The organism is Myxococcales bacterium (genome assembly GCA_022563535.1).
Lineage (GTDB): Bacteria > Myxococcota_A > UBA9160 > UBA9160 > UBA4427 > DUBZ01.
In genome coordinates this window covers 37093-63617 of the sequence record JADFNE010000018.1, presented here as the reverse complement: position 1 = coordinate 63617, position 26525 = coordinate 37093, and the positions used below count along the sequence as shown (strand labels likewise).

20 protein-coding genes are annotated in these 26525 nt (G+C 59.3%); all 20 read right to left on the bottom strand.

Translation table 11 applies throughout. The features are described 5' to 3' along the window. Positions 1 to 28: 28 nt before the first annotated feature. The 20 genes from IH881_08050 to manA all read right to left on the bottom strand — a co-directional run bounded on the left by IH881_08050 (position 29) and on the right by manA (position 26444). Positions 29 to 1630, bottom strand: coding sequence for a response regulator (locus IH881_08050; GenBank protein ID MCH7867637.1), 1602 nt, complete (start codon positions 1628 to 1630; stop codon positions 29 to 31). Positions 1631 to 1651: 21 nt separating this feature from the next. Continuing rightward, positions 1652 to 3016 carry an ATP-dependent protease ATPase subunit HslU gene (hslU, locus tag IH881_08045; GenBank protein ID MCH7867636.1) on the bottom strand — a complete coding sequence of 455 codons (1365 nt, stop codon included), beginning with the start codon at positions 3014 to 3016 and terminating at the stop codon, positions 1652 to 1654. Positions 3017 to 3018: 2 nt separating this feature from the next. Beyond that, positions 3019 to 3564 carry an ATP-dependent protease subunit HslV gene (gene hslV, locus IH881_08040; protein ID MCH7867635.1) on the bottom strand — a complete coding sequence of 182 codons (546 nt, stop codon included), beginning with the start codon at positions 3562 to 3564 and terminating at the stop codon, positions 3019 to 3021. Between the two features lie 40 nt (positions 3565 to 3604). Next, on the bottom strand, positions 3605 to 4627 hold the full coding sequence (locus IH881_08035) for a tyrosine recombinase XerC (GenBank protein ID MCH7867634.1): 1023 nt from the start codon (positions 4625 to 4627) through the stop codon (positions 3605 to 3607). After that, positions 4624 to 5970, bottom strand: coding sequence for a methylenetetrahydrofolate--tRNA-(uracil(54)-C(5))-methyltransferase (FADH(2)-oxidizing) TrmFO (gene trmFO, locus IH881_08030; GenBank protein MCH7867633.1), 1347 nt, complete (start codon positions 5968 to 5970; stop codon positions 4624 to 4626). Before trmFO ends, IH881_08035 begins: the two co-directional genes overlap by 4 nt. A 147-nt stretch (positions 5971 to 6117) precedes the next feature. Beyond that, positions 6118 to 7242: a DNA-protecting protein DprA gene (dprA, locus tag IH881_08025; GenBank protein MCH7867632.1), complete on the bottom strand. Its 1125-nt coding sequence runs from the start codon at positions 7240 to 7242 to the stop codon at positions 6118 to 6120. A 183-nt stretch (positions 7243 to 7425) separates the two neighbouring features. Then, entirely contained in the window at positions 7426 to 9066 is a 1641-nt protein-coding gene (locus tag IH881_08020; protein ID MCH7867631.1) for a LysM peptidoglycan-binding domain-containing protein, read from the bottom strand. A 269-nt stretch (positions 9067 to 9335) separates the two neighbouring features. Beyond that, positions 9336 to 11999: a tetratricopeptide repeat protein gene (locus tag IH881_08015; GenBank protein MCH7867630.1), complete on the bottom strand. Its 2664-nt coding sequence runs from the start codon at positions 11997 to 11999 to the stop codon at positions 9336 to 9338. A 79-nt stretch (positions 12000 to 12078) separates the two neighbouring features. Beyond that, a complete protein-coding gene (locus IH881_08010) occupies positions 12079 to 13554 on the bottom strand; it encodes a sigma-54-dependent Fis family transcriptional regulator (protein ID MCH7867629.1) in 1476 nt (491 codons plus the stop codon). Between the two features lie 153 nt (positions 13555 to 13707). Then, positions 13708 to 14394: a Crp/Fnr family transcriptional regulator gene (locus IH881_08005; GenBank protein MCH7867628.1), complete on the bottom strand. Its 687-nt coding sequence runs from the start codon at positions 14392 to 14394 to the stop codon at positions 13708 to 13710. A gap of 36 nt (positions 14395 to 14430) precedes the next feature. After that, complete coding sequence (locus IH881_08000; protein ID MCH7867627.1) at positions 14431 to 15522, bottom strand: NTP transferase domain-containing protein; 1092 nt, start codon at positions 15520 to 15522, stop codon at positions 14431 to 14433. A 2-nt stretch (positions 15523 to 15524) separates the two neighbouring features. Beyond that, the gene (locus tag IH881_07995) at positions 15525 to 16841 is read right to left on the bottom strand and encodes a UDP-glucose/GDP-mannose dehydrogenase family protein (protein ID MCH7867626.1); all 1317 of its coding nucleotides are present in this window, start codon (positions 16839 to 16841) and stop codon (positions 15525 to 15527) included. A 48-nt stretch (positions 16842 to 16889) separates the two neighbouring features. Further along, positions 16890 to 17999 (bottom strand): undecaprenyl/decaprenyl-phosphate alpha-N-acetylglucosaminyl 1-phosphate transferase, encoded by a 1110-nt coding sequence (locus tag IH881_07990; GenBank protein ID MCH7867625.1) that lies wholly within the window; start codon positions 17997 to 17999, stop codon positions 16890 to 16892. Positions 18000 to 18023: 24 nt separating this feature from the next. Next, positions 18024 to 18869: a CpsD/CapB family tyrosine-protein kinase gene (locus IH881_07985; protein MCH7867624.1), complete on the bottom strand. Its 846-nt coding sequence runs from the start codon at positions 18867 to 18869 to the stop codon at positions 18024 to 18026. Positions 18870 to 18902: 33 nt separating this feature from the next. Further along, positions 18903 to 19742, bottom strand: coding sequence for an AAA family ATPase (locus IH881_07980; protein ID MCH7867623.1), 840 nt, complete (start codon positions 19740 to 19742; stop codon positions 18903 to 18905). A 76-nt stretch (positions 19743 to 19818) separates the two neighbouring features. After that, complete coding sequence (locus tag IH881_07975; protein MCH7867622.1) at positions 19819 to 21501, bottom strand: hypothetical protein; 1683 nt, start codon at positions 21499 to 21501, stop codon at positions 19819 to 19821. A gap of 27 nt (positions 21502 to 21528) precedes the next feature. After that, a complete protein-coding gene (locus tag IH881_07970) occupies positions 21529 to 22452 on the bottom strand; it encodes a hypothetical protein (GenBank protein ID MCH7867621.1) in 924 nt (307 codons plus the stop codon). A gap of 279 nt (positions 22453 to 22731) precedes the next feature. Then, the gene (locus tag IH881_07965) at positions 22732 to 23364 is read right to left on the bottom strand and encodes a polysaccharide biosynthesis/export family protein (protein ID MCH7867620.1); all 633 of its coding nucleotides are present in this window, start codon (positions 23362 to 23364) and stop codon (positions 22732 to 22734) included. Continuing rightward, positions 23365 to 24783: a sigma-54-dependent Fis family transcriptional regulator gene (locus IH881_07960; protein ID MCH7867619.1), complete on the bottom strand. Its 1419-nt coding sequence runs from the start codon at positions 24781 to 24783 to the stop codon at positions 23365 to 23367. 464 nt (positions 24784 to 25247) lie between these two features. After that, positions 25248 to 26444 carry a mannose-6-phosphate isomerase, class I gene (gene manA / locus IH881_07955; protein MCH7867618.1) on the bottom strand — a complete coding sequence of 399 codons (1197 nt, stop codon included), beginning with the start codon at positions 26442 to 26444 and terminating at the stop codon, positions 25248 to 25250. Between the last annotated feature and the right edge of the window lie 81 nt (positions 26445 to 26525).

Genomic DNA, 26525 nt, shown 5'->3' with positions numbered 1-26525 from the left:
AATTGTGGGCGATTTATTAGCCCAGCTTTCAGCTGCGCGCTTGCTTGCGCGCCGCCGCGACCTCTTCGATGCTGTCGAGCAGACTACGGTACAGGAGCACGTTGCGGACCGCCGCAGACAGCACCGCGATCAGCACCTCTCCAGTTCGGGCAGAGACCGTAGAGCCTTGGGGCCGATGAACTCGGCACACCCCGACGGTCTTGCCTCGCAGCCGCAGGGGCACGCACAAGAGCGATCCCACGACCCCGTCGCTCGGCGTATCGACCTTGCGATCAAAGCGAGAGTCGCTCTCGGGATCTGCGGTCGCGATCAACTGCCCGCGCTGAAATACGCCTCCCGTCAGTCCCCGATCGCCGGGCAGCCGATCGTGATCCAGACGCAGGCCGCGCTTCCCGATCGACTCCCTGACCAGGTCTCCGCTCTCGGGATCGAGTAGATAGAGGGAGACGGGATCCGCATCCAATACGGTCTCGATGGCTCGGAGGGCCTCACTCAACAGACTCGCGGGCTCGATTTCATTGACCACCGCGTCGCAGATCGTGCGCGCCAACTCGGCGTCGGCATCGATTCCGACCCCGCTCGCCTCGGCAAAAAGATCCTGGGCGTCCATCGCATCTCGGGTCCAGCCTGCGGGCATCATCTGGGTTGAGTCGGATTCGGACTGGCCGCCCGAGGAGTCGATCTCGGTCGACGCTGCAGAACTCTCGCGTTCGAGTTGGGCGTCGGCCGTGTCGTCGCCGAGCAGTTCTGCGACCTGTACTGCGATCAAGCGCAAGAGCGAAAGATCTTCGGGGCCGAATTGCGCTCCATCCGTGCGATCCGTCGCGCACAAGACGCCGAGTTGTCGGCCCGACATTTCAACCGGAGCCACCGCAAACGAGTCGGAGTTGTAACGATCCGGCGCGAGGTCGGCGACGAAATGACTTTCATTGCGGATATCCGCCACGACGATTGGGGTCGAGTCTTCGAGGGCTCGACCCGCAATCCCCTGTCCGATCCTTACGCTGTCCATCTGATCCGGATCGACATCGCGACCGAGCGACGCCACGACGTCGAGTTGGCTCGCATCGTCGTTCAACAACAAGAGCGAAGTCTTCTCCGCCCGCAAGGCGATGGACACGGCGCGAACTGCCGCCTCGCGAATGACCGAGAGTCGCTCTGCGGGCGTCGCGTCATTCGCGTCGTTGGAAAGATCTTCCATCAAGCCAACCAGTTCATCGAGCCGAATTCGCAGGCTGCCCCAGTCGCTCGCGACGCGATGGGTATCCGCGGCGCGGCGCACGGCCAACACCAATTCTTCGTCGTGCAGGGGTTTGGCCAGGTAGTCGCAGGCTCCCAGACGGAGCGCCTCCAGCACCAACTCTTGATCGGTGGACGCCGAAAGCATGATCACGCGCAACTCCGGCTGGGCGACCCGGAGTTGCCGCAGAACTTCGATCCCGTCGATGCCGGGAAGGCGGATGTCCAACACCGCTACGGCAAAGTTATCGGCGACCACCAGTTTGAGCGCGCGCTCACCATCCTCACACGCAACAAAGGGATAGCCGTGCGCGCTCAGGACGTCGCCGATCGCTTCGCGAAAGAAGCGCTCATCGTCTACTACCAGTACCCGCGCCTTTGCGTCGCTCACCAATCCCCCAGGCCAGGTTGATTAGAGAATGTACTGCGAAAGATCCTGATCCTCGACCAGATCCCCCAACCGCTTTTCGACCATGTTCCGATCGACCACAATCGTAGCCTGCCCCATGTCTGGGGCGTCGAAGCTCAAGTCTTCGAGCAATTTTTCCATCACGGTGTGGAGCCTTCGGGCGCCGATGTCCGCCATTCGCTCATTTACCGCGGCGGCGATGTCGGCTACGGCCTGCACGCCATCCTGTTTGAATTCGAGGGTGATGCCCTCCGTTTTCAACAACTCGGCGTACTGACGAACCAGCGAGTTCTGGGGTTCGGTGAGTATCTGCACGAGGTCGTCCCTGGTGAGGCTCGCCAGTTCGACCCGGATCGGAAACCGTCCTTGCAGCTCGGGGATCAGGTCCGAGGGTTTCGAATCATGAAACGCGCCGGCCGCGATGAACAAAATGTGATCCGTGCGCACCGGCCCCTGCTTGGTTTGTACGGTCGAGCCCTCGACGATCGGAAGCAGATCCCGCTGCACCCCCTCACGCGAGATGTCGGGACCGTGTCCTTGCGAGGATCCCCCCGCCACTTTGTCGATTTCGTCGATGAATACGATTCCGTTCTGTTCCACCCGTGCGACGGCCAACTCGCGAACCCGGTCCATGTCGACCAATGCCAGGGCTTCCTCGTTGGTAAACACTTTGAGGGCTTCTGACACTTTCATATGCCGCTGCTTGGTGCGCTTTGGCATCATGCTTCCGAACAGGTCTCGGAACTGGACCCCCATTTCCTCGACGCCCTGTGGTGTCATGATCGAAATCGACGGTCCGCCGGAATCATCCCTGAGTTCCACCTGGATTTCCCGGTTGTCGAGTTCTCCCATGCGCAGGAGCTTGCGCAGCTTGTCCCGCGACTCCTGATTCTCGACGTTTTTCGCTAGATCGACGGCATGGGGCCCCTGGATGGGCGCCGGCGCTGACTGCGGGGGAAGCAGCGCGTCGAGTACACGATCTTCCGCCAGGTCACTGGCCTTGCTGCGAACCGCGCGCTGCTCTTCGTCGGTCACCATTGAAACCGAGAGTTCGGTGAGGTCTCGAATGATCGACTCCACATCCCGCCCCACGTAGCCGACCTCGGTGAACTTCGAAGCTTCGACCTTGATGAAGGGGGCCTGGGACAGGCGTGCGAGCCGTCGGGCGATCTCGGTCTTTCCGACCCCCGTCGGCCCGATCATGATGATGTTCTTGGGCGCGATCTCGTCTCGCAGCTCTTCTGGAACTTGCTGTCGACGCCAGCGGTTACGCAGGGCGATTGCGACCGCACGCTTTGCTTCGCGTTGTCCGACGATGAACCGATCGAGTTCAGAGACGATCTCGCGCGGTGTAAAACTCTGTAGCATGCTCATGGAAGCGTGATCACTTTGACATTGTCGTTGGTGTAAATGCAGATTTCAGCGGCGATCCGCAGCCCTTCGCGGGCAATCTCCTCCGGACCCATCTTGCTGTGGCGAGATAGTGCCCGGGCGGCGGAAAGAGCATAGGCCCCTCCGGATCCGATAGCAGCGATTCCGTCATCGGGTTCAATCACGTCCCCGTTTCCGGACACGACGAGCAGCGTCTCGGGGTCGCCCACCAACATCATGGCCTCCAGCCGGCGCAGCATGCGGTCGGTGCGCCAGTCGCGCGCCAGTTCGACAGCGGCTCGCCGCACATTGCCCGAGTGGGTCTCGAGCTTGGCCTCTAGACGTTCGAGCAGCGTCAGGGCGTCAGCGGCCCCCCCGGCAAAACCGATGATCGCGCGATTCTTCGCGATCAAGCGAACTTTCTCGGCGCCCATTTTCATCACGGTATCGCCCACGGTCACCTGGCCGTCGGCGGCCATGGCGATCGTGCCGTCCCTGACGACAGCCATGACGGTTGTCGATCGAATTTGATCTTCAGACCTCATTTTCGATGGCTTCCTTTTGATCGAATACTGAACGCGTGTTTCAGGTTCTGTTGCGCGAGCGATTGGAGTGGTTTCCGCTTCGAGCCCCCGAACGCGGGTGCGCATCGTCGTAGATTCGTCGAAGTTGTTCCATTGAAACTGCCGTGTATTTCTGCGTGGTCGATAGAGAAGAATGGCCCAACAACTCCTGAATTTCCCGCAGATCTGCCCCCATGTCGAGCAAATGCGTCGCGTAGCTGTGGCGCAGACGATGAGGGTGGACTCGATCGGCGATACCCGCATCCCGCGCCCGCTCGCTCAGGATACGCCGGATGTCTCGATCCCCGAGTCGCCGAGGCCGCACGCCAGGTTCTTTCGAACCGCGACCGCGAAGCAATGAGATAAAGAGCGGCTCGGCGAGCACTCCGGGACGGGTGCGCGCCTCGATCCATTCAGCCAATGCCGCGAGCGCATGCTTCGGAATCGGAACCACTCGCTCTTTGCGTCCCTTGCCGAGCACCCGCACCTGGGCGCTGGGCAACTCGATATCGCGCACATCCAATGCCACCAGCTCACCGACTCGGATGCCGGTGCCGTACAGAAACTCGACCAGCGCGCGATCGCGCAACGCCACGAGTTCCTCGTCCGGATCGGGTTTGTCCGCCTGCTTGCGGCGCTTCTGATTTAAAATCAAGGAGTAGCAGTCATCCACTGGCAAGGGCCTCGGGGGCCGCCGCGGTATCTTCGGCGCCGGAAGGCCTTCGGTCGGATCGAGATCGATCAGGTCTTCCCGCAGCATGAATTGAAAGAACGAACGAAGCGAAGCGAGTTTTCTGCCCAGGGTCGTCGGGCTGTTCGAATCGTGGAGCAGCGCCAGCCAACTCCGCACGTCCCGAACCGTCACCTGGGACGGATCGCTCGCGCGGCGTTTGTCCTTGCCCGCCACTTCGCCTGCTCCTTCGCCCAAGAACCGCTCAAACTGGCGGACATCCGCCAGATAGGCGCGCAGGGTGTTGGGAGAGAGGTTCCGCTCGACTCCCAGATGGGTGCCAAACTTCTCGACTGTGGGCATCCATTTCATCATGACACGTCGCGATAGCGCGCGATGGCATCGAGGGCGCGCACGGCGAACATTTCTGAGCGCTCCGCTCGCTTGAGTTTACGACGCTTGCCCGATTCACTGCGCAGCGCGCTGTCGGGCAATGGCGCGAACAGACCAAAGTTGATGTTCATCGGCTGGAAGTGATTGGGGTTGCCGTTCGTCAGGTGATTCAACAAAGCACCGTGGGCGGTTTCGGCCGGCGGAGCCTGCCATTCGCGACCGCTCGCGGCACAGCCGGCCGCGAGCCCGGCGAGCCATCCGAGCGCAGCAGATTCCACGTATCCTTCGACACCTGCCATCTGACCCGCCAGAAAGAGTCCCGGCCGCACTCTTACTTCGAGATTTGGGCCCAACTTGGTGGGTGCGTTTACGTAGGTATTGCGATGAACGGTCCCGAAGCGCGCGAACACCGCCTTCGAAAGGCCGGGCAGGCGACGGAATATTTCTCGTTGATCCGAAATTCTGAGCTTGGTCTGAAAGCCCACCAAGTTGAACAATACCCCGTCCCGATCTTCGTGGCGCAACTGCACTACCGCGTATGGGCGCCTCCCGGTTCGCGGGTCAACCAGGCCGACCGGCTTCATCGGGCCAAACGACAGCGTCTTGGGACCGCGGCGCGCCATTTCCTCGATGGGCAGACATCCTTCGAAGTACAGCGCTGCCTCGAACGAATGCAGGGGCACGGTCTCGGCTTCGACCAGGGCCGTGACGAACTCTTCGTACTCGTCGCGAGAAAGGGGCAGATTCAAGTAGTCCCCCTCCCCTTCTTCGTAGCGAGAAGCGCGAAACGCTACGGACATGTCGATCGAATCGGCGTACACCGTCGGCGCGATGGCATCGTAGAAATAGAGCGACTCATCTCCCAGCAGTTCCTGGATCGCCTCTGCCAGCGCGGTTGCCGTGAGCGGGCCAGTGGCCAACACGACGTGTGGGTCTTCGGGGATCTTCTCGACGACATGGTTTTGAACTTCGATATTCGGATGGGCCTCGATCGCTTCAGTGATGAAGCGCGCAAAATCGTTTCGATCGACCGCAAGGGCACGACCTGCAGGGACCGCTGTCGCATCCGCGGCCCGAATGACCAGGGAGTCGAGTGCCCGCATCTCTTCTTTGAGCAGCCCGACCGCATTGTGCAAGCTGGCGCCGCGCAAAGAATTGCTACAGACGAGTTCGGCCATATCGGAAGATGAATGAGCCGGCGACATTTGGACGGGCTTCATCTCGACCAGCGTTACGCTGCCGCCACGCGAGGCAATTTGCCAGGCGGCTTCGCAACCCGCGAGCCCGGCCCCCACCACGAGCACACGGGAACCCGAAAAGTCCAAAGGACTCACGTCTGCATTCTGGATCGACTCGCCCAATGCGGTCTCCAACGCGGTAGTCGTGCTGACTGGGGGATACTTCGATCGGTGCGTGTCCGGGCTTCGCACTGCGGGGGCCCCTGCCACCGGGGCAAGCAGTATAGCCCACGCTCACTTGGCGGGCCTGCGCACTCCTCGCCGGCGAGCCGAGACCCTGACCATACGTCCGTCGCGATCGCGCCGGACGAGCCCCTGTAGCTCGAGATCGATGAGTTCGAGGTCCACGAGATCGAGGTCGAGCTGTTGCGGATCGCGCTCGATTCGACGTCCCAGCTCATCCCGGGACAGGGCTCCGCGGTCGAGGGTCGTGAGGATTGTCTCGGCAAGTGGCCCGATTTCCTCGAAATCGGCAATCTCGGAGATCTGGACTTCCTCGGGCACGGGCAGTCCCAGCCCGTCAAACACGTCGTCGACCTCAAGGATGGGGATCGCACCGTCGCGAATGAGCCGGTTGGGGCCCCAGCTGGTAGGAGAAGTCACGGGCCCGGGCAGGGCCATCACATCTCGGCCTTGATCGAGGGCGTGGCGCGCCGTGATCAGCGAACCGCTGCGTTCTCGCGCTTCGATCACGATCACACCGCAACACAGCCCGCTGATCAGCCGATTGCGCAGGGGGAAGTACGCTGGTCGCGGCGGAGTTCCGACCGGGAGTTCGGTAAGCAACGCACCGCCCTCGGCAATCTCCGAGGCGAGCCGACGATGTTCCGCCGGATACACCCGGTCGGGACCACACGCTTGAACCGCCACAGTGACCCCGGACGCATCGAGTGCTCCCCGATGCGCAGCTGCATCAATCCCCCGGGCCAACCCGGAGACGACCGTTACCCCGGCTTGCGCCAGCCGTTCACCCAACGCCCGCGCCATCTCGAGACCGTAGACCGTCGCCGCCCTGGCCCCGACGATCGCCACGAGGGTTCCCGACAGGTGCGCGACATCACCAGCAATCAAGAGCAGCGGTGCGGGATCTTCGAGCACGGCGAGCTGCGTCGGATAGTGTCGTGAAGTCAGGGGAAGTGCGCGATAGCCTCGGCGCCGAAGGCCTACAACCGCCGCATCGAGCGCAGTGTTACTCAGCGCTTTGCTGCGGCCGCTGATCTCGAGGGCTGTTCGAGGATCTCCGGCCCGCAGCAGACACTCGCGCGCGAGCACGGGTGAGAGCCCCAACGTTGCTTGGAGTTGCAGCCAGTCGCGCAATTCTGCCCGATGCGACGAGTCGGATCGACCGGGGTCGAGCACGCCGGCCTCGGGTTTGGGTGTACTTGAAGGCGTACTTGTTGGTGTATTTGAATGTGTAGAAGTAGTCGCGCGGGTCAGAGACAAATCAAGAGTTCCCCGGGACCGAGGAACTCCTGATTAGCTCAACCCATCAAACTTGGCGCCCCGCCGCGGAAGATAGGGCGACGCCCGTTTTATTTTTTACTAGAACGCTTCCGGGAAATTCCGGGTCGCTCCGCGCACGACATCTCCGACCGCGAGTTCACGGCGTGTGTGCGCGACGTACGCCACCGCACTTTCTTCCTGAACCGTGACCACCACGAGATCGGCGATCACGCGGTCGGGCGTCATGACCGTCTGGCCCCGGACCTTGTCGTCCACCTCGTATCCGGGATCATAAACCTCGAGGTCGGTTCCAATTTCGACTCCCTGCACGGCGCCGACGTCCACAAACACGTAGTCGCTGGTTCCCATCAGGGTGCGGTTCGCAGGCAGGAACGCGACTTCACCCTCGATGCCATCTTCGGCGAACAAGACATCGATATCGCTGGGCAGCTTGGAACGCGGCATCACGCGATCACCGATCGACGTTCCCGCGAGGGACACCCGGATCACCGCAACACAGCTTTCGCCGGTCACTTCGATGACTTCGGCCCAGCCCAGAACATCGACGTGATACCCGATCAACGCGTTGGTACTGGGCGAGCGCACATCGGTCACATTGCGAAAGAAGGTAAATTCGTCACCGACTTCGACTTCTCCCTCGCCGAGTCCGAAGTAGATCGTGTCGAGCAGAGAAAGATGGAGTCGATCCGAGGGGCTGCCCAGGATGATTGTCGACGCCTTGAGCTGCGCGTCGCTTATGAAGCCCATGTTGTCCCGCATCGAAACCCGCACGGTGCGACCGGTTCCCCGGCCCATTTCACCTTCGTCCGGCATGCCCACAGGCAGCTGATCCATCTCGGGGATCTCGAAGTCGTCCGTCGAAGCCATCTGGGTGAACTCGTCATCCGAGGCCGGAACCTCTTCTTCGACGACGTCGGCCGGAATCTCGGCGGCGACTTCCACGTATTCATCCACATCGGTCTCGGCACCTGCGAGGAACTCGTCGGCTTCAGCGTCACTGATGCGTCGGATCTCGGTAGAGGAGATCCACAGTCGATCCCCGGGTTCAATCAGGTGGGGATTCTGGATATCGCCGTTGTCTTTCCAGACCGAGGGCCATACCCAGGCGGTGCCCAGGTAGGCGTTCGAGACATCCCACAAGGTGTCACCGGAAACCACGGTGTGAATGCGTCCCACGCGACCTTCTGCGTCGACAGCCACTGGCCCGAGCGTGATTCCGCCCACGACCAATATCGGTCCGTCGATCTCGATCGACGACATGGCGGATTCATCTACAGCAAGATCGGCCTCCGCTTGCGCGACAGGCGCATCCGCTGACTCCGGTGTCGGATCGCCCGGATTGAAATCTGGATCGTCAAAGTCGTCCCACGCGACCTCGCCCGCGGGTTCTGCCGGGACGGATTCGAGCGCGGACATTTCATCGGCAGGCTGCAACTCGTTCGACTCGACCTGCTCCGCAAATTCGTCCGCGGGCATGTCTTCGGCGAGGACGTCTACAACCACTTCAGCCACGACATCTTCACCAACGACGTCAGCGCCGAACTCGTCGTCGACTTCTACCCAATCCGTAGCGGTGTCCTCAGCCTCAGCCCAGTCGGGCGCAACTTCGACCGATCCGGTCTCGCCGGTCGGTTCGAGTGCCGGTTCGGTATCCGCCGAAACCGCAAAACTCAGAAACATCGCCAACACGGCTACCAATACAAGCGACCCAAGTCTCATCGAATTCTCCACAGTCCACCCATCGTCGGTTCGAGCGCTCTGCTGCCGAATCCGCGTGCGTATCACGCACGCACAACGAATGCGAATTCCGCGCAAGAGCGTCCTGTCTATCGGCGTTCCAGCGGGAGAGCTTGACGCCCTGCGGGAGGATGCAGGGGATCTGGGAGAGAACCGGAGAACATCGCGCAGTAGTGTGGCTTAGTTGCCGGTTGGTGGACCCTTGGTTTCCAGCTGGAACCCAAGATTCCGCGAGCGAACCAATGCGCTCCTCAGCCAGCTGCCGTCAGGCGGTCGAGCATGCTGCGGACTTCACTTTCCCAGGGCGGCGACTGAGGGGTCCGACCCTGTGCTCTTTCGGCCTTGTTGCGCTGCTCGAGATCGTGGAGCGAAGCTCGCAACACTTCTGCGGCGCGCTTCGTGTTGCCGTCTGCTTCGTAAGCCTGAGCGAGATGATGGCGAATCACCCCCAGAGCGGGGTCGTCGGCGTCGGCGCTTGCGACGGACTCCTTCAGGTAACCCACCGCAGCGCCATTGACTCCACGCTTGAAGAGCACCCAGCCGAGGGTGTCCGCCGCATTGGAATCGTTTGGCAGCAACGCCTTGGCGTCCTGCGCCAGATCGAGGGCGCGATCGAGATCCTTGCCCGTGTCGGCCAGCAGGTAGGCGAGATTATTCTTCGCGAATGCGTGATTGTCGTCGTACTTGATCGCGTTTTCATACGACTTTTGAGCCATATCGAGCTCACCCTGGGCTTCGTAGAGCAACGCGAGGAAGTGATGCAGGCGCGCCGAAGTCGGCTGCATCTGGACAGCTTTCTCGTAGGTCGCAATGGTCTCATCGGTGCGGCCAGTCAACGTGTAGAAGCGCGCCAACTGCTGATGCACGTTGATATCGTCGGGGATCAGCTCCGTGGCGAGAACGAATTGGGCTTCTGCCCCTTCCAGGTCATTGTTGCTGAACAAAACCATTCCGTTGAGCTGGACGAGGTCGGGGTCTCTGGGGTCCGCCTTGGCCGCCGCAATGATGAGTTGCTTGGTCTCGGAGAAGTTCTCTTTGCTACCCTGGTCGAGCTTGAATAGTGTCCGCAGCACCTGTTGGTTGTGTGGAGACCGCTCGAGAACTTGCATCAGGTACGCGCGTGCCTTGACTGGATCGGCAAGGCTTGCATGGACGCGCCCCAGAGCGAAGAGCACTCCTGCATCACGCTGGTCGGCCGGTACTTTGTCCAACTCGTTGCGCGCTTCCTCGCGCTTGCCGAGTCGGATTAGACTCTGCGCGACCAGTACTCGGGTTTCGCTGCTCTCGGGTCGAACTTTCAGATAGCGCCGCCCCTGTTCGATTGCATATTCGTGCTCACCCAATGTCTGATGAATCGTGGCAAGGAGTCTGCGAGCCTGGTGGAGTCCTGGATCGAGTTCGAGTGCCCGGGAGATTTCGACCCGGGCGAGACTGGATTGATCCACGGAAGCCATTGCTGAGCCAAGCGCAAAGTGAGCCTCGGGCCAATCGGGGCGACCGTCCACCGCCATTTGGAACGCATCAATGCCCTTTGAGGTTTCACCCTTGGCCAGGTAAGCCTTGCCCCGAACAAACTCGGCCTGGGGATGAAAGGGCGTTTCGGCGAGAATGGCCTCGACCACCTCGAGACCCTCCGCAATCTTCTGATTGGCCATGGAAAGCGCAGCGAGATTGTCTTCCGGGGTTTTCGCCGCTTCGGTACTGGCCTCGCGGTAGCCGAAATCTACCAGGAGTTCTGCCCGGCGAAGCTTTGCGTTCGCATTCTCAGGATCCGCCGCGACGGCCGAGTCCGCCGCTGCCAAGGCTTCTTCGAGTCGCTGGAGCGCTCCCAAGAACGTCGAAAGGACCAGATAAGGTCCCGGGTCGCTCGTATCTATTGTCGTAGCCTGGCGGAGCAACGCTTCTGCTTTTTCGTTTTCTCCTTGCAAGCGATAGTACTTGGCGAGCATGTAGCGCGAAAGGTTGGAATCGTTGTCGATTTCTATACCCTCTTCGAGCGCCGCAACTCCCAGTTCATTGCGCTCCGACCCGAAATACAGTCTGGCGAGGTTGATGAATCCCTCCTCGCGCCTTTTAGGCGATTTGGCCCTGTTGACCGCTTCCTTGAAAACTGTCTCCGCCTCGTCCAAGCGCTCGAGATCCTGAACCAGGAACTTCGCAAGGCTGGTGCGGGCAATGAAGCTCCCGAAGCGCTCCACTCCTTTCCAGAACCAAGGCTCTGCCTTTTCGCGTCCATTCGGCAAATACATGTAGTACGTCGCCAATGTCAGAAGTGTGTCGTAGTTTTTCAAATCGAGTTCGACGGCTTTGAGGTAATACTCTTCGGACTCACTTTCGCGCTTGAGCTTCTCGAGGGCCTTACCCATCAAAATATACCCTTGGTGGTTCTCGGGATCGGACTCGATCGAGATCTGCCCCATCGCGAGGGCCTGATCAGCATCTCCGGCAATGAGTGACAGCGCACCAAAGCTCAGGACAGCTTCAGTGTTGGCCGGGTCCAAACGAACGGTTTCGCTCATTTCCCAGTACGCGTCACGGCCCCGGCTCAGCTTCATGTAGGCCTTTGCCAGCTGATAGTGAGCGTCCGCGTGATTCGGGTTGAGCTTGATTACGTTCTTGTACTCGATCACCGCCTCTTCGTACCGCTCGTTTTCGACGTACCGCGTACCGTTGGCATAGAATTCAGCGAGACTGTCTTCGTCACTCTGACAGCCGACAAGCGTGGTCGTGATGAACAGTGTGATGGCCAGTGCGAACGCACGGCACAGTGAATTCATAGGAAAGCGGTAGTCCATGATGAGGTCCTCATTCGGTTCAGTCTGGCCGATCAAATAGAGCGAAACGCAGCGCCTGCGTCGACCGTATTCGTGCCCTTCGTCGGCACCCTTCGCCCGGTTGCATGCCCATTCCTCCATCACGTCCTTGGAGGATCAGGCGGCGAAGCTTAGCCTGCATTGCCATCGCGGTCGCTAGTTGCGGGCGAGGTTTTCCAGTTCAATTCAACGGTTCGTCCCTGCGCTTTATTGCCCGGCCCGAATCTGGAATCGCTCGGTTGCGGCGCCAGCTAGGATGCACGAGCTCCATGCGCTGAATCATGTAGTTGAGCTTGCGTTTGCTCACGCCAATCAACTGGGCTGCGTCCTTCTGAACGAATCCCGTGCGACGTAGAGCCGCCAGTACCAGCGCACGCTCTACCGTGTGCAAGGAAACACCATTGGGCGGCAATTTGATTTCCCACTCGGCATCACCGCGGTGGTGCCTGGGGCTCTCGAGGTGAATGTCTGCGACGTCGATCTGCGTTCCGTCAGAAAGGAGCACCGCGCGTTCGACGGCGTTGCGCAGTTCGCGCACATTACCGGGCCACGAATAGGACTCCATGCGCGAAATCGCGGCGTCCGTGAATCCGGTACACAGCCTCCCGAGCTCGAGAGAGAAACGTTTCCTGTAGCGTTCGGCCAGGGCCTTGATGTCTTCGCGCCGCTCGCGCAGGGGCTGGAGATGAATCTCGATCACGTTGATCCTGTAGTAGAGATCTTCACGCAGAGAACCGTCGCGCAGCGCTTGATCCAGATCGCGGTTGGTCGCCGCAATGATGCGCGCGCTGGTCCTTTGAACCGCGGTTCCGCCGAGTCGGTAGAACTCCTGGTCTTGAAGCACCCGCAGCAATTTGGCCTGGGTGGCCGGGGACGTCTCGGCGATCTCATCCAACAACAAGGTTCCGCCGTTGGCCTGCTCGAAGCGACCCGCTCGCTGGTGGTCCGCCCCGGTAAAGGCGCCGCGTTCGTGGCCGAACAGCTCCGACTCGAGGAGCGTCTCGGGGAGTGCAGCACAATTGACCTTGATAAAGGGTCTCGCAGCACGCGATGAATGAGCGTGGATCAGACCCGCGATCACCTCTTTGCCCGTTCCCGTCTCACCGGTAAGAAGAACCGTCGAACGAATTCCGGCGACTCGCTTTGCGGTCGCCACCGCACTGCGCATCGCCTCGCTGTTGGCGACGATAAAATCGTCTCGCACCCCCGACACCTGGCAGCGCAGTTCGGAGACTTCCTCCAACAGCCGTCCGTGTTCGACAGCCCGCCGCACACGCAATTCGAGTTCTTCGAGATCAAAGGGCTTTTGAATGAAGTCGAAGGCACCCCGCTGGATCGCCGCGATCGCGTTGTCCACGGTCGCGAATGCGGTCATCAACACAAAAGCGGTACGGGAGTCGCGTTGTTGTGTTGCGCGCTGGATCTGCGTTCCATCCGGCCCGGGCAGTCGCAGATCGCAGAGAACGACGTCAAAGGGCTCGCTGTCCGCGATCATCTCGATTGCGGACTGCCCATCCGACACTTCGATCACACTGGACCACTGTTCTCCGAGGGCCATCACGATGGCCTCACGCAGCGCATCGTTGTCCTCGACCACGAGAATACGAGCGGGCTGAGGACCCGCGTCGTGCGCGTTGGAGTCCGGGTCGGCGCTCACGAGCGAGAATCCCGCGCGAGTTCAGTCTCGGACCACGAGAAACATGCCCCGCGCCGAGGGCACGGACAGCTGACTCTGTGGATTACGATTTGGTGATCGGGAACCTTCACGACTGGGACATCGGTCGAGAGGGGCTATTGCCTGAGGTCGTACTCAGGCAATCGGTCGATCGACCTGCGGAATGACGTAGCGTTTTCCCTGCTGTTGCAACCAACCGTCTTGCTTGAGTCGTTTGACTGCCCGGGTAACGGTCTCCCGCGAGGTCCCGATCATGTCGGCAATCTGTTGATGCGTAAGCGTTGGGGTAATGCGCGTATGATCGGCGTTGCCCTCGTCCCGGGCGAGCCTCTCAAACAGACCTCGGGTGCGTTCCTGGACCTTCTGGAACGAAATTGAACTCGCCTGTTCTCCGGTTTCACGCAACCGACGGGTGAGTTCCTGGATCACACACATCGCCAAGGTCGACCGGCTCTTCAGCAGTTCCAGAAAGTCTCGGCGAGAAAGCGCCAGCAACTGAGTCGGCTCGAGGGTGGTGACGCTTGCAGAACGGGGTTGATTGTCGAGCAGCGACATTTCGCCAAAGAAGTCGCCCTCTCTAAACAGGTTCATGATCTGTTCGCGACCGTCGTCCGAGGCCTTGGTCACTTTCACCCGACCGGAACGAATTACGTACATGTAGTCCCCGGTCAGTCCTTCATCGACAATGATCGCATCTTTGGGAAAGCTGCGCTCGATCAAGTGGAGTCCGAGATTGTCGAGGTCTTCGTCGGTCGCTTCGCGAAAGAGCGGAATGACGCGAAGGGATTCGCGAGCTTCCTCTCGTGTCAGAGTATCAGCCATGTCGAATATTCCCCTGTGCCCATACCGAGCTGAGTGTCAGATCAAATCTTCGCGCCCACGGGCCTTGAGCGTGGCGACAATCCGTTTGACGTCACCCGCGCGCTCTAACTTTGTGACGAAGATCACATCTCCTGTATCGACCACAGCAAGATTTTCTACACCCAATAATGCGATGGGCCTGTCTCCACCCCAGACGAGGTTCGCTTCGGCATCAAACGCCAGCAACTGACCGGCAATGATCCGATTGCCGTTTCGATCCCGTTTCGACTTTTCCCCGACGCCGAGTTCACTGGCGAGCGACTCCCACGTCCCCACGTCACTCCAGGAGAAGCTGACGGGCAATGTCCAGACCCGCTGGCTGCGCTCGAGGATCGCGACATCCACGGACAGTGACGGCGCCTTCTCATACGCCACGGCGACGGCCTGCCGGTTGCGACCCTTGGGGTGTCGGCGCAGCGGCGCGAGAGCCCTGTGTAGATCGGGCGCACATTCGGCAACCTGCTCGAGAAACGTCTTCGCTTGCCAGATGAACACACCCGCATTCCACAGATACTTCCCCCCGGCGCAGTACCGCTTGGCAGTGGCGGCGCCGGGCTTTTCGACAAACTTCGCGACGCGATGCAGCCCCGCATAGGCCTTGCCCGCCCGGGGACCTACCCGGATGTAGCCATATCCCGTGTCTGGCCGCGTGGGCCGCACTCCGAGCGTCACGAGAACCTCGGCAGCGTGGGCCGCGCGGGCGGATTTGCGAATTGCCGCCGCGAACGCGCGCCGATCGGGAACGTGGTGATCGGCGGGCAAGATGACGAGCACGCCGTGCGGGTCCTCCGCAGCGATGCGCTGCGCCGCCCAGGCTGCCGCCATCGCCGTGTTGCGCCGACGGGGTTCGACCAGGACACGATTCGCAGGCAGTCCAGATGCCTTTCGAATCTTCTTGGCGTGCTCGTGCCCGCACACGATCCAAATGCGATCTTTGTCGGCGATTGCCCGGGCGCGATCGAGGGTTGCCGCCAGCAGGCTCTTGCCGCCAATTACTTTGAGTAACGGCTTCGGGTAGTGCGCGCGAGACGCCGGCCAGAATCTTTCACCTGCACCCCCCGCCAGCACGACAACGTGCAGAGGGGGCACTTTCATCTCCCGACGCTCACGTAGTTGAACCCTTCGGCTTGCATCGCGTCGGCGCGATAAATATTGCGCAGATCCACCATGTTGGGTTTGTTGAGCAGACTCTTGATGCGCGTGAGATCGAGCATGCGAAATTGATTCCACTCGGTCACGATCACCAGCGCGTCGGCGCCCTGGCAGGCTTCGTAGGCGTCCTTGCACAATACGAGTTCGGGAAGCGCCTTACCGGCTTCCACCATCGCCTGGGGGTCGAAGGCGCGAACTACCACACCCTCGTTGATCAGGCTGCGGGCGATGTAGATTGCCGGGGAATCGCGCACATCGTCGGTTTCGGGCTTGAACGAAAGTCCGAGGAGCGCGATGGATTTGCCCGCACAATTCTCGCCCAGCACTTGGCGCACCTTCTGCGTCGCATGATCGCGTTGTCGATCATTGGCTCGAATTGCCGCCTCGACGATCTCGAAGTTCATTCCCAGGTCGCGGGCAAAATGGGCCGCGGAGAGAGTGTCTTTGGGAAAGCACGACCCGCCGTAGCCGGGTCCCGCATGAAGAAATTTTGAGCCGATGCGCTTGTCGAGACCCATTGCACGAGCAACACCCTGGACGTCTCCGCCAACTCGTTCGCAGAGGATCGAGATTTCGTTGATGAATGAAATCTTGGTCGCGAGAAATGCGTTCGCGGCGTATTTTGCCAGCTCGGCTGTCGCCACGTTCGAGATGACGAAGGGCGTTTCGTTGATGAACAGAGGACGGTAGAGATCCCGAATGATCGCCAACGCCTGCTCATCTCCTTCGTCGGTTCCGATCACCACCCGATCAGGTCGCATGAAGTCGCTGATCGCCGCTCCCTCGCGCAAGAACTCGGGGTTTGATGCGACACTGAAATTGGCGTTACTCCCCTTGGCGTCGAGTTCGTCCTGGATCCAATTCCGCACCTTCTTCGCGGTGCCGACGGGAACGGTGCTCTTGGTAACGATGACTTTGTAGCCGTCGATGCACTGACCGATTTCCCGCGCCACAGCCTCGATGAATCTCAGATCGGTACTGCCGTCTTCCGCGGCTGGAGTCCCTACTGCGATAAAAATTACGAGCGCGTTGCGGATCGCCTCCGGCGTATCAGAGGAAAAAGCCAGGCGGCCCTCGCGAACATTTCGGCCCACGAGTTCTTCGAGACCCGGCTCGTAGATGGGCATCTCTCCCCGGATCAGGGAAGCGATTTTCTCGGCATCCTTGTCGACGCACGTCACTTGCACGCCAAACTCGGAAAAGCACGCACCTGTCACGAGCCCCACATACCCGGTGCCGATTACTGCCACGTTCATCGTTTCAACTCCCATACTCACACGAACGCGCAAACGCCGCGGAGAACCCTAGTCTTGCTGTCCAGATTCGGTCGACGCGGTGGGGGGCGTCGCGGCCTGCCTCCATTCCGCGAACAATCCGAGATTGCGCAACAGTCGGATCGTCAAGATTAGCACGATGGCCAGTAGCACAAAGCCAAGGCGGAGGTCTTCGAGAATCGCAAAGTAAACCGAGATCGAACAAAAGCACGCAGTCAAGAGATACAAAAAGAACACGGCGCGGGCGTGTGAACCCTCGGTGCGCAGCAGGCGATGATGCATATGCATGTCGTCAGCCGAAAAGACTCCACTTCCGCTTCGAAGCCGACGCACGATCGAAAGTAGCGTATCCATCAAGGGGACCGCGAGTGCCATCAAGGGGACGACAAATGGCAGCACCGAAGCTTTCCTGAACCCGCCCATGTAGCCTTCGAGCGCCAGCAGCGAGATCGAGAAACCCAGATAGAGCGCGCCGGTGTCTCCCAAGAAGATCCGCGCCGGAGGGAAGTTGTACGGCAAGAAGCCGAGCGCACCGCCAATGATTACGGCGCCAAAAATCACTCCGGTCATTTGATCCGCCACAAAGCAGACATAGGTCATGGTCACGGCCATGATCATCGAGATTCCGGTGGCCAGGCCGTCGAGGCCGTCGATCAGATTGACCGCGTTCGTCACCGCCACGATCCAAAACAACGTCACCGAGTAAGACACCCACCACTGCAGCTCGAACGATTCTCCGGTCATCGGGAAACGGAACGATTCGATCGCAAAGCCGGCGTGAAACGCAATCGAGGCGGCAGCAAGCTGACCAGCCAGTTTCGCGACCGCACCCATACCGAACCGATCGTCGATCATTCCCACGCCGAGAACCAGTCCGCCGCCGAACAGGAAGCCGCGCAGACGATCCATGGGCAGGATGTCCGGCCCGTTCACCAACTCTACTGCGAGGAGTCCCGCGCAAACACCTGCTGCGACCGCGACACCGCCCATCAGTGGCATTCCGCCGCGATTGCTGATCTTGCGCTCGTTTGGACGATCGACGGCGCCACACATCCGCGCAAAACGCGCGACGAATGGCGTACAGATCGCCGTGACGACGATCGCCACAGCGAGCGGGAGTGCGATCATCGATGCCGACAAAACTTCCTCGCGAACAGTTCGAAACTAGTAGTAGCCGTAGCTCTCGCGACTAATGTCGGCGCCATTCAAGACCATGCCCAGAATTCTACGTCGATCCAAGATATCCAGTACAGCTCCGACCTCTTCGCGGGGGGTGACGTCAGCGCGCACGACAACCACCACTCCATCGCAGAGATCGGAGACGATCTTCGAATCCGGCAATCCCAGAGTCGCAGGAGTATCGAGAATGATCCGATCGTACGAACTTGCCATCTCTTCGAGCAGCGACTTCATGCGTACTGAAGCCAGCAGTTCCGACGGGTTGTCCGGCTGCGAACGGACCACGAGCGCATCGAGGTTGGTCCCCTCAGCGCGTACAATGGCTTGATCGAGCGTTGCTCGTCCCAACAGGACCTCGCCGATTCCCGCATCTGCAGACAAGCCAAGGGACCGATGAACGGTTGGCCTTCGCATATCGCAGTCGACGATCAGAACGCGCTGATTCAAACCGAGCGATTCTACCACCGCGAGATTGATCGCCGCTGTGCTCTTTCCTTCGCCCGGGTTGGCACTGGTCATGGCGACCGACCGAATGGGGCGCTGCGCGGCGAGGGATTCAATACGACCTCGCAACATGCGGAACTGTTCGGAGACATAGGACTCTGGTCGCAGAATCGCGATCCGCCGCTTATTGACCTCATTCGCGTCCGGAACCGAGGGCACAGATTCCTTGCGGCGGCGGAGGCGTCGCAGCAGCCCGGTTTTCTCAGCGGGCGGTGCGGTCTGGGGGGTGGCATCCCAGCTGAGTGCATTCACAGGAGCGGCCCGTTCGCCAGCAACCTTGTGTCGCTTATCTCGTTCTGCTTTCTGTAGTGCTTCGTAGTTACCCATCGACCTCGTCCATCTAAAACCGCAATTCCTGTCTCAACCAAACAGGCCCAAAAATTTCTTTTTGCGGCCGCCGTCCAAGCTGGCGCTGCCATCGTTGCCCAGCCCAGCTTCGGGCGGCATTAGTGTAGCGACGACTTCGCGAATCACCTTCCCATCAATCGTCGGCAGTTCTCGTGCATAACCCTGCAACAACGCCGCATCACAGACATTGTTGATGATCCGCGGAATTCCGGCCGAGGCCTCGAATATTGCCTTGAGCCCGCCGCGGTTGAATACCGGTCTGCCCGTGTAGCCGGCCTTGGCGAACCGTTCACTGACGTACTCACCCACCTCTTTGGAGTTGAACGGTCGCAAATGATGACGCAGCGCGATGCGCTGGCGCAGCTGTCGCAGCTCGGGTCTCGAGAGCATTTCATTCAATTCGGGTTGACCGACCAACATGATTTGAATCAACTTTGAAGTCGGCGTTTCGAGATTGGAAAGCAAGCGGATCTCTTCCAGCATCTCCGCAGATAGAGTCTGCGCTTCATCTATGATCAGCAGAGTGGGCTCATTGTTCGCGAGGCGCTCGATCAAAAACTCGTTCAAACAAATCAGATACTCGGCCTTGGTCTTGCATTTCTTCTCGATTCCATATTCTTGAAATAGCATCTCAAAAAAATCGAGCGGCGATAGCTTTGGATTGAAAATGAATGCTGAAGCAGTGGACGAATCCAACTGCGCAAGCAGTGCGTGCAGCAACGTCGTCTTCCCGGTCCCGACCTCACCGGTCAGGAGGACAAATCCCTTGCCGGACTGCACCCCGTAGACGAGGGTCGCGAGGCCCTCACGGTGCGCTACTCCCAAATAAAGGAATGAAGGGTCGGGAGTCATCTCAAATGGACGCCGTACAAATCCGTAGTACTCGCAGTACATCGTTTACTCAGTTTCTCACTAATTCAATGACCGACTATGCAATCGGGTCGGTTACCTGATGGCGAAACGCTTCTGTTTCGTCCTCTATCTCCTGAACTTCATCACCAAAACCCGCTTCGATGAGCCCACTCAGCCAACTTGGTGCTCCGTTTACAAATATGTAGGTTCCAAACCCACCGAAAAGACTGAACGCGGTGACACCCGCCATGGCCAGCACGCGCATCGACTTGACACGACGCATGCGATTGAGATCTTCATCAAAAGTGATGCTCGGAATGACGGCCAACACCGGAATACCCACCGAAGACTGCAAGTCGCGCTCCTGGTGAAACGAGGGATCGGTGCCCTCGGCGACAAGGCCCACGACGACCCCGATCGTCAAACCGAGCAGCAGCCCCAGAATCAGGATCAGAGCGCGGTTGGGGGAAGAAATTTTGAGCGGCGGAATGGCCGACTCGAGAATTCGAAATCGCTCACCCAACTGTCGGCGTTCAAGATCGGCCTGAACCGCAGCCTCGAGCCGTAGGTTGGAGAAGCTGAGGAGACTCTGTGACAGCTGGAAGTGTTGCCTGTCGTAGGCTTCCATCTGTTCGGCCACGCGCGGCGTCGCAATGATGTTGGCGCGGAGCTCGTCGAGGTTGGCCTTGATGCGCTCGACTTCCTGCTCGAGTGCTTTCACGTGAAGAATAGCCCGCTGCCGCTCCGCATCTGCGTTCTGTTCCCCAAAACTCATCAGAACCTGCTCGCCGTCTTCACCGGCACCTGCACTTGCGGCGGAGTCGCTGAGTCCGCGTCGATGGGAGGCGATTTCCGCCTTCACTCTGATTATGTCTGGATGTCGCTCTGTAAAACCGCGTGCGATGAACTCCTCGAGCTGAAGCTCGAGCCCTTTGATTCTTCGGGCTGGCGACAGGATATCCCGACCCGTTCCATCACTTCCAAGAGCCTGGGCAGTGCGAAACTGGTGCTCCCAGAAACTCAGATCACTTCGCGCAACATCGAGTTGGCGCTGGGCATAACGCATCTCGCTGAGGTCACGCTCCATTTTTCGCTGGGTGTTGGGAAGATTTTCGGGCAGGCTGGATTCGTTCTCCTCTTTGATCTCGGTCAGTTTCGACTCGATCTCTCCGATCCGTGTCGAGAGCCGGACTTCTTCGGCCGAAATGAATTCGAGACTCGTCTGGGTCGTCTCGACCCGCGCAGAGATGTGCTGCTGAATGAAATCGTTTGCGAGGGTCTGGGCAACCTGTGCGGCAGTGACCGCTGAATCCGCGCTAAAGAAGACCTCAAAGGTGTTGATCTCGATTGGTTTGTTGGTGGGACGCAGTCCACGGGTCAATTCGGGAATTACCGGGCGTACAGAGATCTTTTCCCGCATTTCTTCCACTATTTCTTGCCGGGTCATGTGCTCGGACTCATCTCGGTAGAGCTGGAGTTCCTCGATAATCCGCGACAGACGAGTTCGGCTCAGAATTTCGGCGGTCATCAAATTGAGGCGTTCGTTCAGGTCGATGCCCGATGCCCCCGGCTCGATCAATTTGCCACTCACGGTCTGGGGCTCAACGAGCAAGACGGCGCTGGCCGTGTACTCGTTTGGGAGCGCCATTGCGATCCAATAGACAAAAAGGGTGATCCCGCCCGCAATCACGCTGGCCATGTATGCCCTGCGCTTCAGCGTGCCGACCAGATCGATTTGTATTCCAGTTTCGTTCGTCATTGTTTCGAAAAGTCCCGGCCCTTACCCTTAGAAGCGATACGCCCTTGCGTTGTAGTAGAAGCGAATTGTGGCCCGGATGCGATCGACCGAACCGCTATCCTCTGAAAGATTCTGATTCAGGTAGTCAACCGTAAGACTGCCCATCAACTCACGCATCAATTGGTACGATACCGACGCGGCGGCCTGCCACTGTATTACCTTGTTCGAAAACGTGAAGGACGAGCTCTCGAATTTGCGGATCGCTATTCGCTGGTTCCATCCTCCTTTGACAGCCAGTACCATCTTGCGACTCGCCTTCCAATCGGCCTTTACATCCACCATGTCGATAAGGTATGCGGTCGAAGTGTTTGCAAATTCGGAACTGCTTCTCTGATAGGAAATTGATGCCGAGCCTTTGTCGTATTCAGTAAAGACGTTCATGCGGGCAAAATATTCCGAATTGATTCTGCGATCGCCCTCACGCTCCGACACGACCCATGTCGGACCACCAGCTGCGCTCACACCCGTGAGTGGCGTAAAGCGATGATCCCAAGTCAGAAAGAAACCGTAGTAATCATTCGATGACTTTTCGGTGGTGTTCTTGTTATCAATGATCAGCCTCTGGTGTTGGGCCGCTACGCCGGCGCCAAATGTATCCTTTGCACCGCCGGCATAGTTTCCGCGAAAGCTACCCGAAAACTTCTGGCTGTCTGACAAGTCCTTGTCTTCGCGTGACACGATCGTGTAACCGCCGTTGGCGAATAGTGACATGCGCGGGGTAGCTCCGTATCGAACATTCGCGCGCAGCGCATTTCGCAAGGTCTGCTTGTCACCAGAGCCATCAAGATCGATTTGAATTCCCTCATTGGTGTCGCGATCGGCGTCTTCTTGGACGTGGAATGCGTCACTCAACCCCAAGGTCCAACGTTCGTTGGGCCGATACTCGCTGCGAAGGTTCAAGTCGTGACTCACGTCTACTACATCCCGCTTGCTGTCTCGCGTAAAGATCCTGACTCGAGGCAAATATTTCGCACTCAGTTCGTAGACGGTCGCTGACGAGTCAAAGGCAATCGTCGGTCCGAAATCGAAAGAGAATGCGTCCCTCTTTTTCCCAGAGGAGACGTTCCCGACATTGTTGTTGTATTGACTTCCCGTCGAAAGACCAATCTTAATCTCATTTTCCGCGGCGTTCGCCGAAACGGAAGTACACAAGAGCATCAAAAACAGCAGGATCCGTCGCATCGTTAGCCCCTAATTCTCAACTACGATCGTGTCGCCAGCTTGCAAAACAATATTCGAGTCGGGAGCCTTTCCCGCCAGGTACGCACCGTAATTGAACCTGTACTCCGTCAGGCCCGTCCGGGTTTTGCGCAAGATACGCACCCGGTTCTTGTCCGCCCAAATGGTAAAACCACCCATGGTCGCAATCGCTTCGAGCACCCTCATTTCCTTCCGAAGCTGGATTGCGCCATTCGACCGAACACCCTCTCCGAGCAGGTAGACCAATTGACTGTTCATCTCTCGCACGAGCACCGTGACATCGGGCGCAGCGATGAACTCCGAGAGCGCCTCGGTCAACACTTCCTTGAGTTCCTGCGGCGTCAGCCCTTCGGCCTGGACATCGTCGAGCAGCGGAACCGAAATCTTGCCATCGGGGCGGACCGCAACAGCGACGCTCAGCTCCGGATTCTTCCAAACCGCGAGTTGGAGAATGTCCGTCACGCCGATCACATAGGGCTTGCGCTCGCCTGCCACGAATTCCGGCGGCGGCGGCGGCGACTCGTGCACACAGGCCACGAGCAAACTCGACAACAGGAGAGCTGAAGCGACACTGCGCCACCCCGTACGCATTCCCCTCTGAAACCAGACGTATTGCACCGTCACCTATCGCCCCTCTCTCAGGCCGTTCTCTTTCATCTTGTAGAGAAGGGCCTTGTAACTGATTTGAAGGCGCTCGGCAGCTTCCTTGCGGTTCCAGCGGGTCTGCTGCAAAACCTTGTCGATCACCCGTTTCTCGGCAACCTGCGCCGCCTGCTTCGAAATTTTCTTGAGATCGACACTCCCCGAGAAATCCACACCAAGGGTCTCCAGGTCGAACCCCCCGTCGGCTTCTTTCGCCGAATCGATCCGCTTACCACGCATCGCGATTTCTTGAAGTACGGTCTGCTCGTTTCCCAAGACGACCATCCGCTTCACCATGTTCTCCAACTCGCGCACGTTTCCCGGCCAGTGGTACTCGGACATGATCGTCATGGTCGATTCCGTGAGCTCTGCCAGATCTTTGTTGTACTGGGCGTTGTACTTGGTGAGGAAGTGGTCCACGAGTAGAGGCACCGCATCGATGCGATCGCGCAACGGTGGAAGATGTACGGTCACGACGTTGAGTCTGTAGTAGAGATCTTCACGGAAGGATCCGTCGGCCACTGCTTCTTCGAGATTGCGGTTCGTCGCCGCCAGGATGCGGGTATCGACCCTGATGTCGGCTTCGCCGCCGAGCCGGGAGAACTCACCGTCTTGGAGCACCTGGAGGAGTTTTGCCTGCAGTCCCGGATGCATTTCGCTGATCTCGTCGAGAAAAATGGTGCCGTGATTCGCGTACTCGAACTTGCCCAGCTTTCTCCGCAGCGCCCCGGTGAAGGCCCCCTTTTCAAAACCGAACAGCTCGCTCTCGAGCAGTTCAGAGGGCAGCGCCGCACAATTCACCTTTACGAATGGATAGCTGCGTCGGCTGGAGAGAGTGTAGAGCCCCCGTGCCACCAACTCCTTACCGGTGCCGCTTTCACCCCGAATCAGAACCGTGATGTCGGTGTCCGCGACCTGCTCGATCATCTTGCGGAGTTCGAGCATTTTCGGATTGTCTCCGAACAGACCCAGAACATCTGATTCTTCGCTGCGCACACGGCCTCGGAGTTGCTCGACCTCCTCTCTCAGCGCGTTCTTTTCGAGAGCCTTTTGAAAGGCGAGTTCCAGCTCTTCGACCTCGAACGGCTTGCGCAAAAAGTCTGAAGCGCCGAGCTTCATGGCTTCGACAATGGTCCGTGCCTGGCCGTGCCCCGAGAGCATGATGACCGGAACCTCGGGCAGTCGCAGCTTGAGCTGGCGGAGCGTTTCGAGACCGTCCATGCCGGGGAGCACAGCGTCGAGGGTAATGATGTCTGGGCGCGACGTATCCAAACTGGCCAGAGCCTCTTCGCCATCGCCGACAGTGGTGACTCCATAGCCCTGACGGATTGCAAGCGTCTCCAGGTAATCGCGGATCCCCGGATCGTCGTCGATCACCAAAACTCTAAACCGCTCGGCCATTCAACTCGCTTTCGTCGTCACGGGCTTCCGAGAACCTTGCGTCGGTTACCACGTAGATAAAACTTTCGATATCGCCTAAATGCGAACTTCGTGCCAGATTTTGCGATCTGAATCAAACCCCGTTCCATCTAGCTCTGCGTAGGAAAAGTGGGTGAAATATTTCTCGTAGTGTGGAATATTTTTCCTCAAATAGGAAGATAAATCGTCATTAGGAACGTAGTTTCCCTTCTTCGGCACTCCAAGGGCAATGCTGTTCCCATTTTCGCAGCTGATTTCCACTGTTTTCTGTTCTTGACGGACCTCGACGCAAGCCGGTACCCGCGCAGATTCATGACTAGAAAACCCCAGTCATATCGGTCGCTCAGCGCATAATCTGCGTGTTTTTGTCGAATCAGCGCGATTTGGGCTGCAAGAACTGAAATGTGGGTGGCCGCTGGGGCTGCACAGGGCTGGGATCCCCTCGGTTACCCTGCCGGCACGGCAGCCCGGAACAGGCAACAATCACCGCGAATGCGGTAGCCGCCGCTGTCAGCGGGCACGAAGCAGGAGCGACCGGCTGAGAGTTCCAACCCAGCCGAACCGTCCATCCCCTCGATGCGCCCGCGACCCGCTGTGCACAGCAGAATCTCGACCGCGAGCGTAGCTTCTCTCAAATGCTCCCCGGAAACGTCGATTCGCGAGAGTTCGAATTCGGCCACCGGCGTTTCGAAGGTCCACACCCCGGGAGCAACTTCGCTCGGATCGAGAATCTGGACCGGGCCGCTGGAAAAGGTCAATACGTCGAGAAGCTCCGGCACGTCGACGTGCTTTTGCGTCAGCCCTCCCCGCAAGACGTTGTCCGAATTCGCCATGATTTCGATTCCGCAGCCCGCCAGATAGCTGTGCAACTCCCCGGCCGGCAAGTAGACCGCCTGACCTACCTCGAGGCGAATGACGTTGAGCATCAATGGCGCAAGGACTCCGATGTCGCCGGGGTACTGTTTTGCGAGTTCGACGACCCAACGCCGAGCGGGATGATCCGGTAGCACCTCACAGCGACCTGTCGCAGCGCGCGCGATGCGCGACTGCAGCTCGCGGTCGCTGCTCATGAGCAGGGCAAAGAAATCGCGTATCGCCGCTGCTCCTCCGGGCTGCAACGCTTCGAGAGAAGACGCGAGTTCCCGCAGTTCGAGAGCCGAAATCAATTCGTGGATCTCGTCGATGCTGCGGAAACCCAGCATCGCATCGAAGGTCGTGAGAGCACACAGCAACTCCGGTTTGGGGCGCGGGTCGCGATAGCTGCGCGCGGGATCGTCGATGCTGAGCCCAGTTTGGTTCTCCCGCGCAAATCCGTCGCGCGCCTGGTCCGGATCGGGGTGGGCCTGGAGCGAAAGGGGTCGGCCGGCTGCGAGGACTTTGAAGAGAAACGGCAGCTCGCCAGCAAACTTTCGATCCGTCGATTCACCCAGGCGAGTCGCCGGATCTGCGGCAATCCAATCGCGAAGCGAAATCCAATCGTCTTGGGGCTGCACAAGCGAAGGAGCTCCAGGATGGGCCCCCATCCACAGCTCCGCCTGGGGTCCGCCACTGGGATTTTCAATTCCGAGCAGATCGGAAAGCAGCGAGGGCGAGCCCCACGGATAGTCTCGAACGCAGTTGCGAAGCTCGAGAATCTTCGTCAATGCGGCGACCTCACGCCTACGTTTGCAAAGTTAGAGAGTGCGGCTCGTGCGTTCGCAAACCCTGTGTCTGCAAATCCAGCA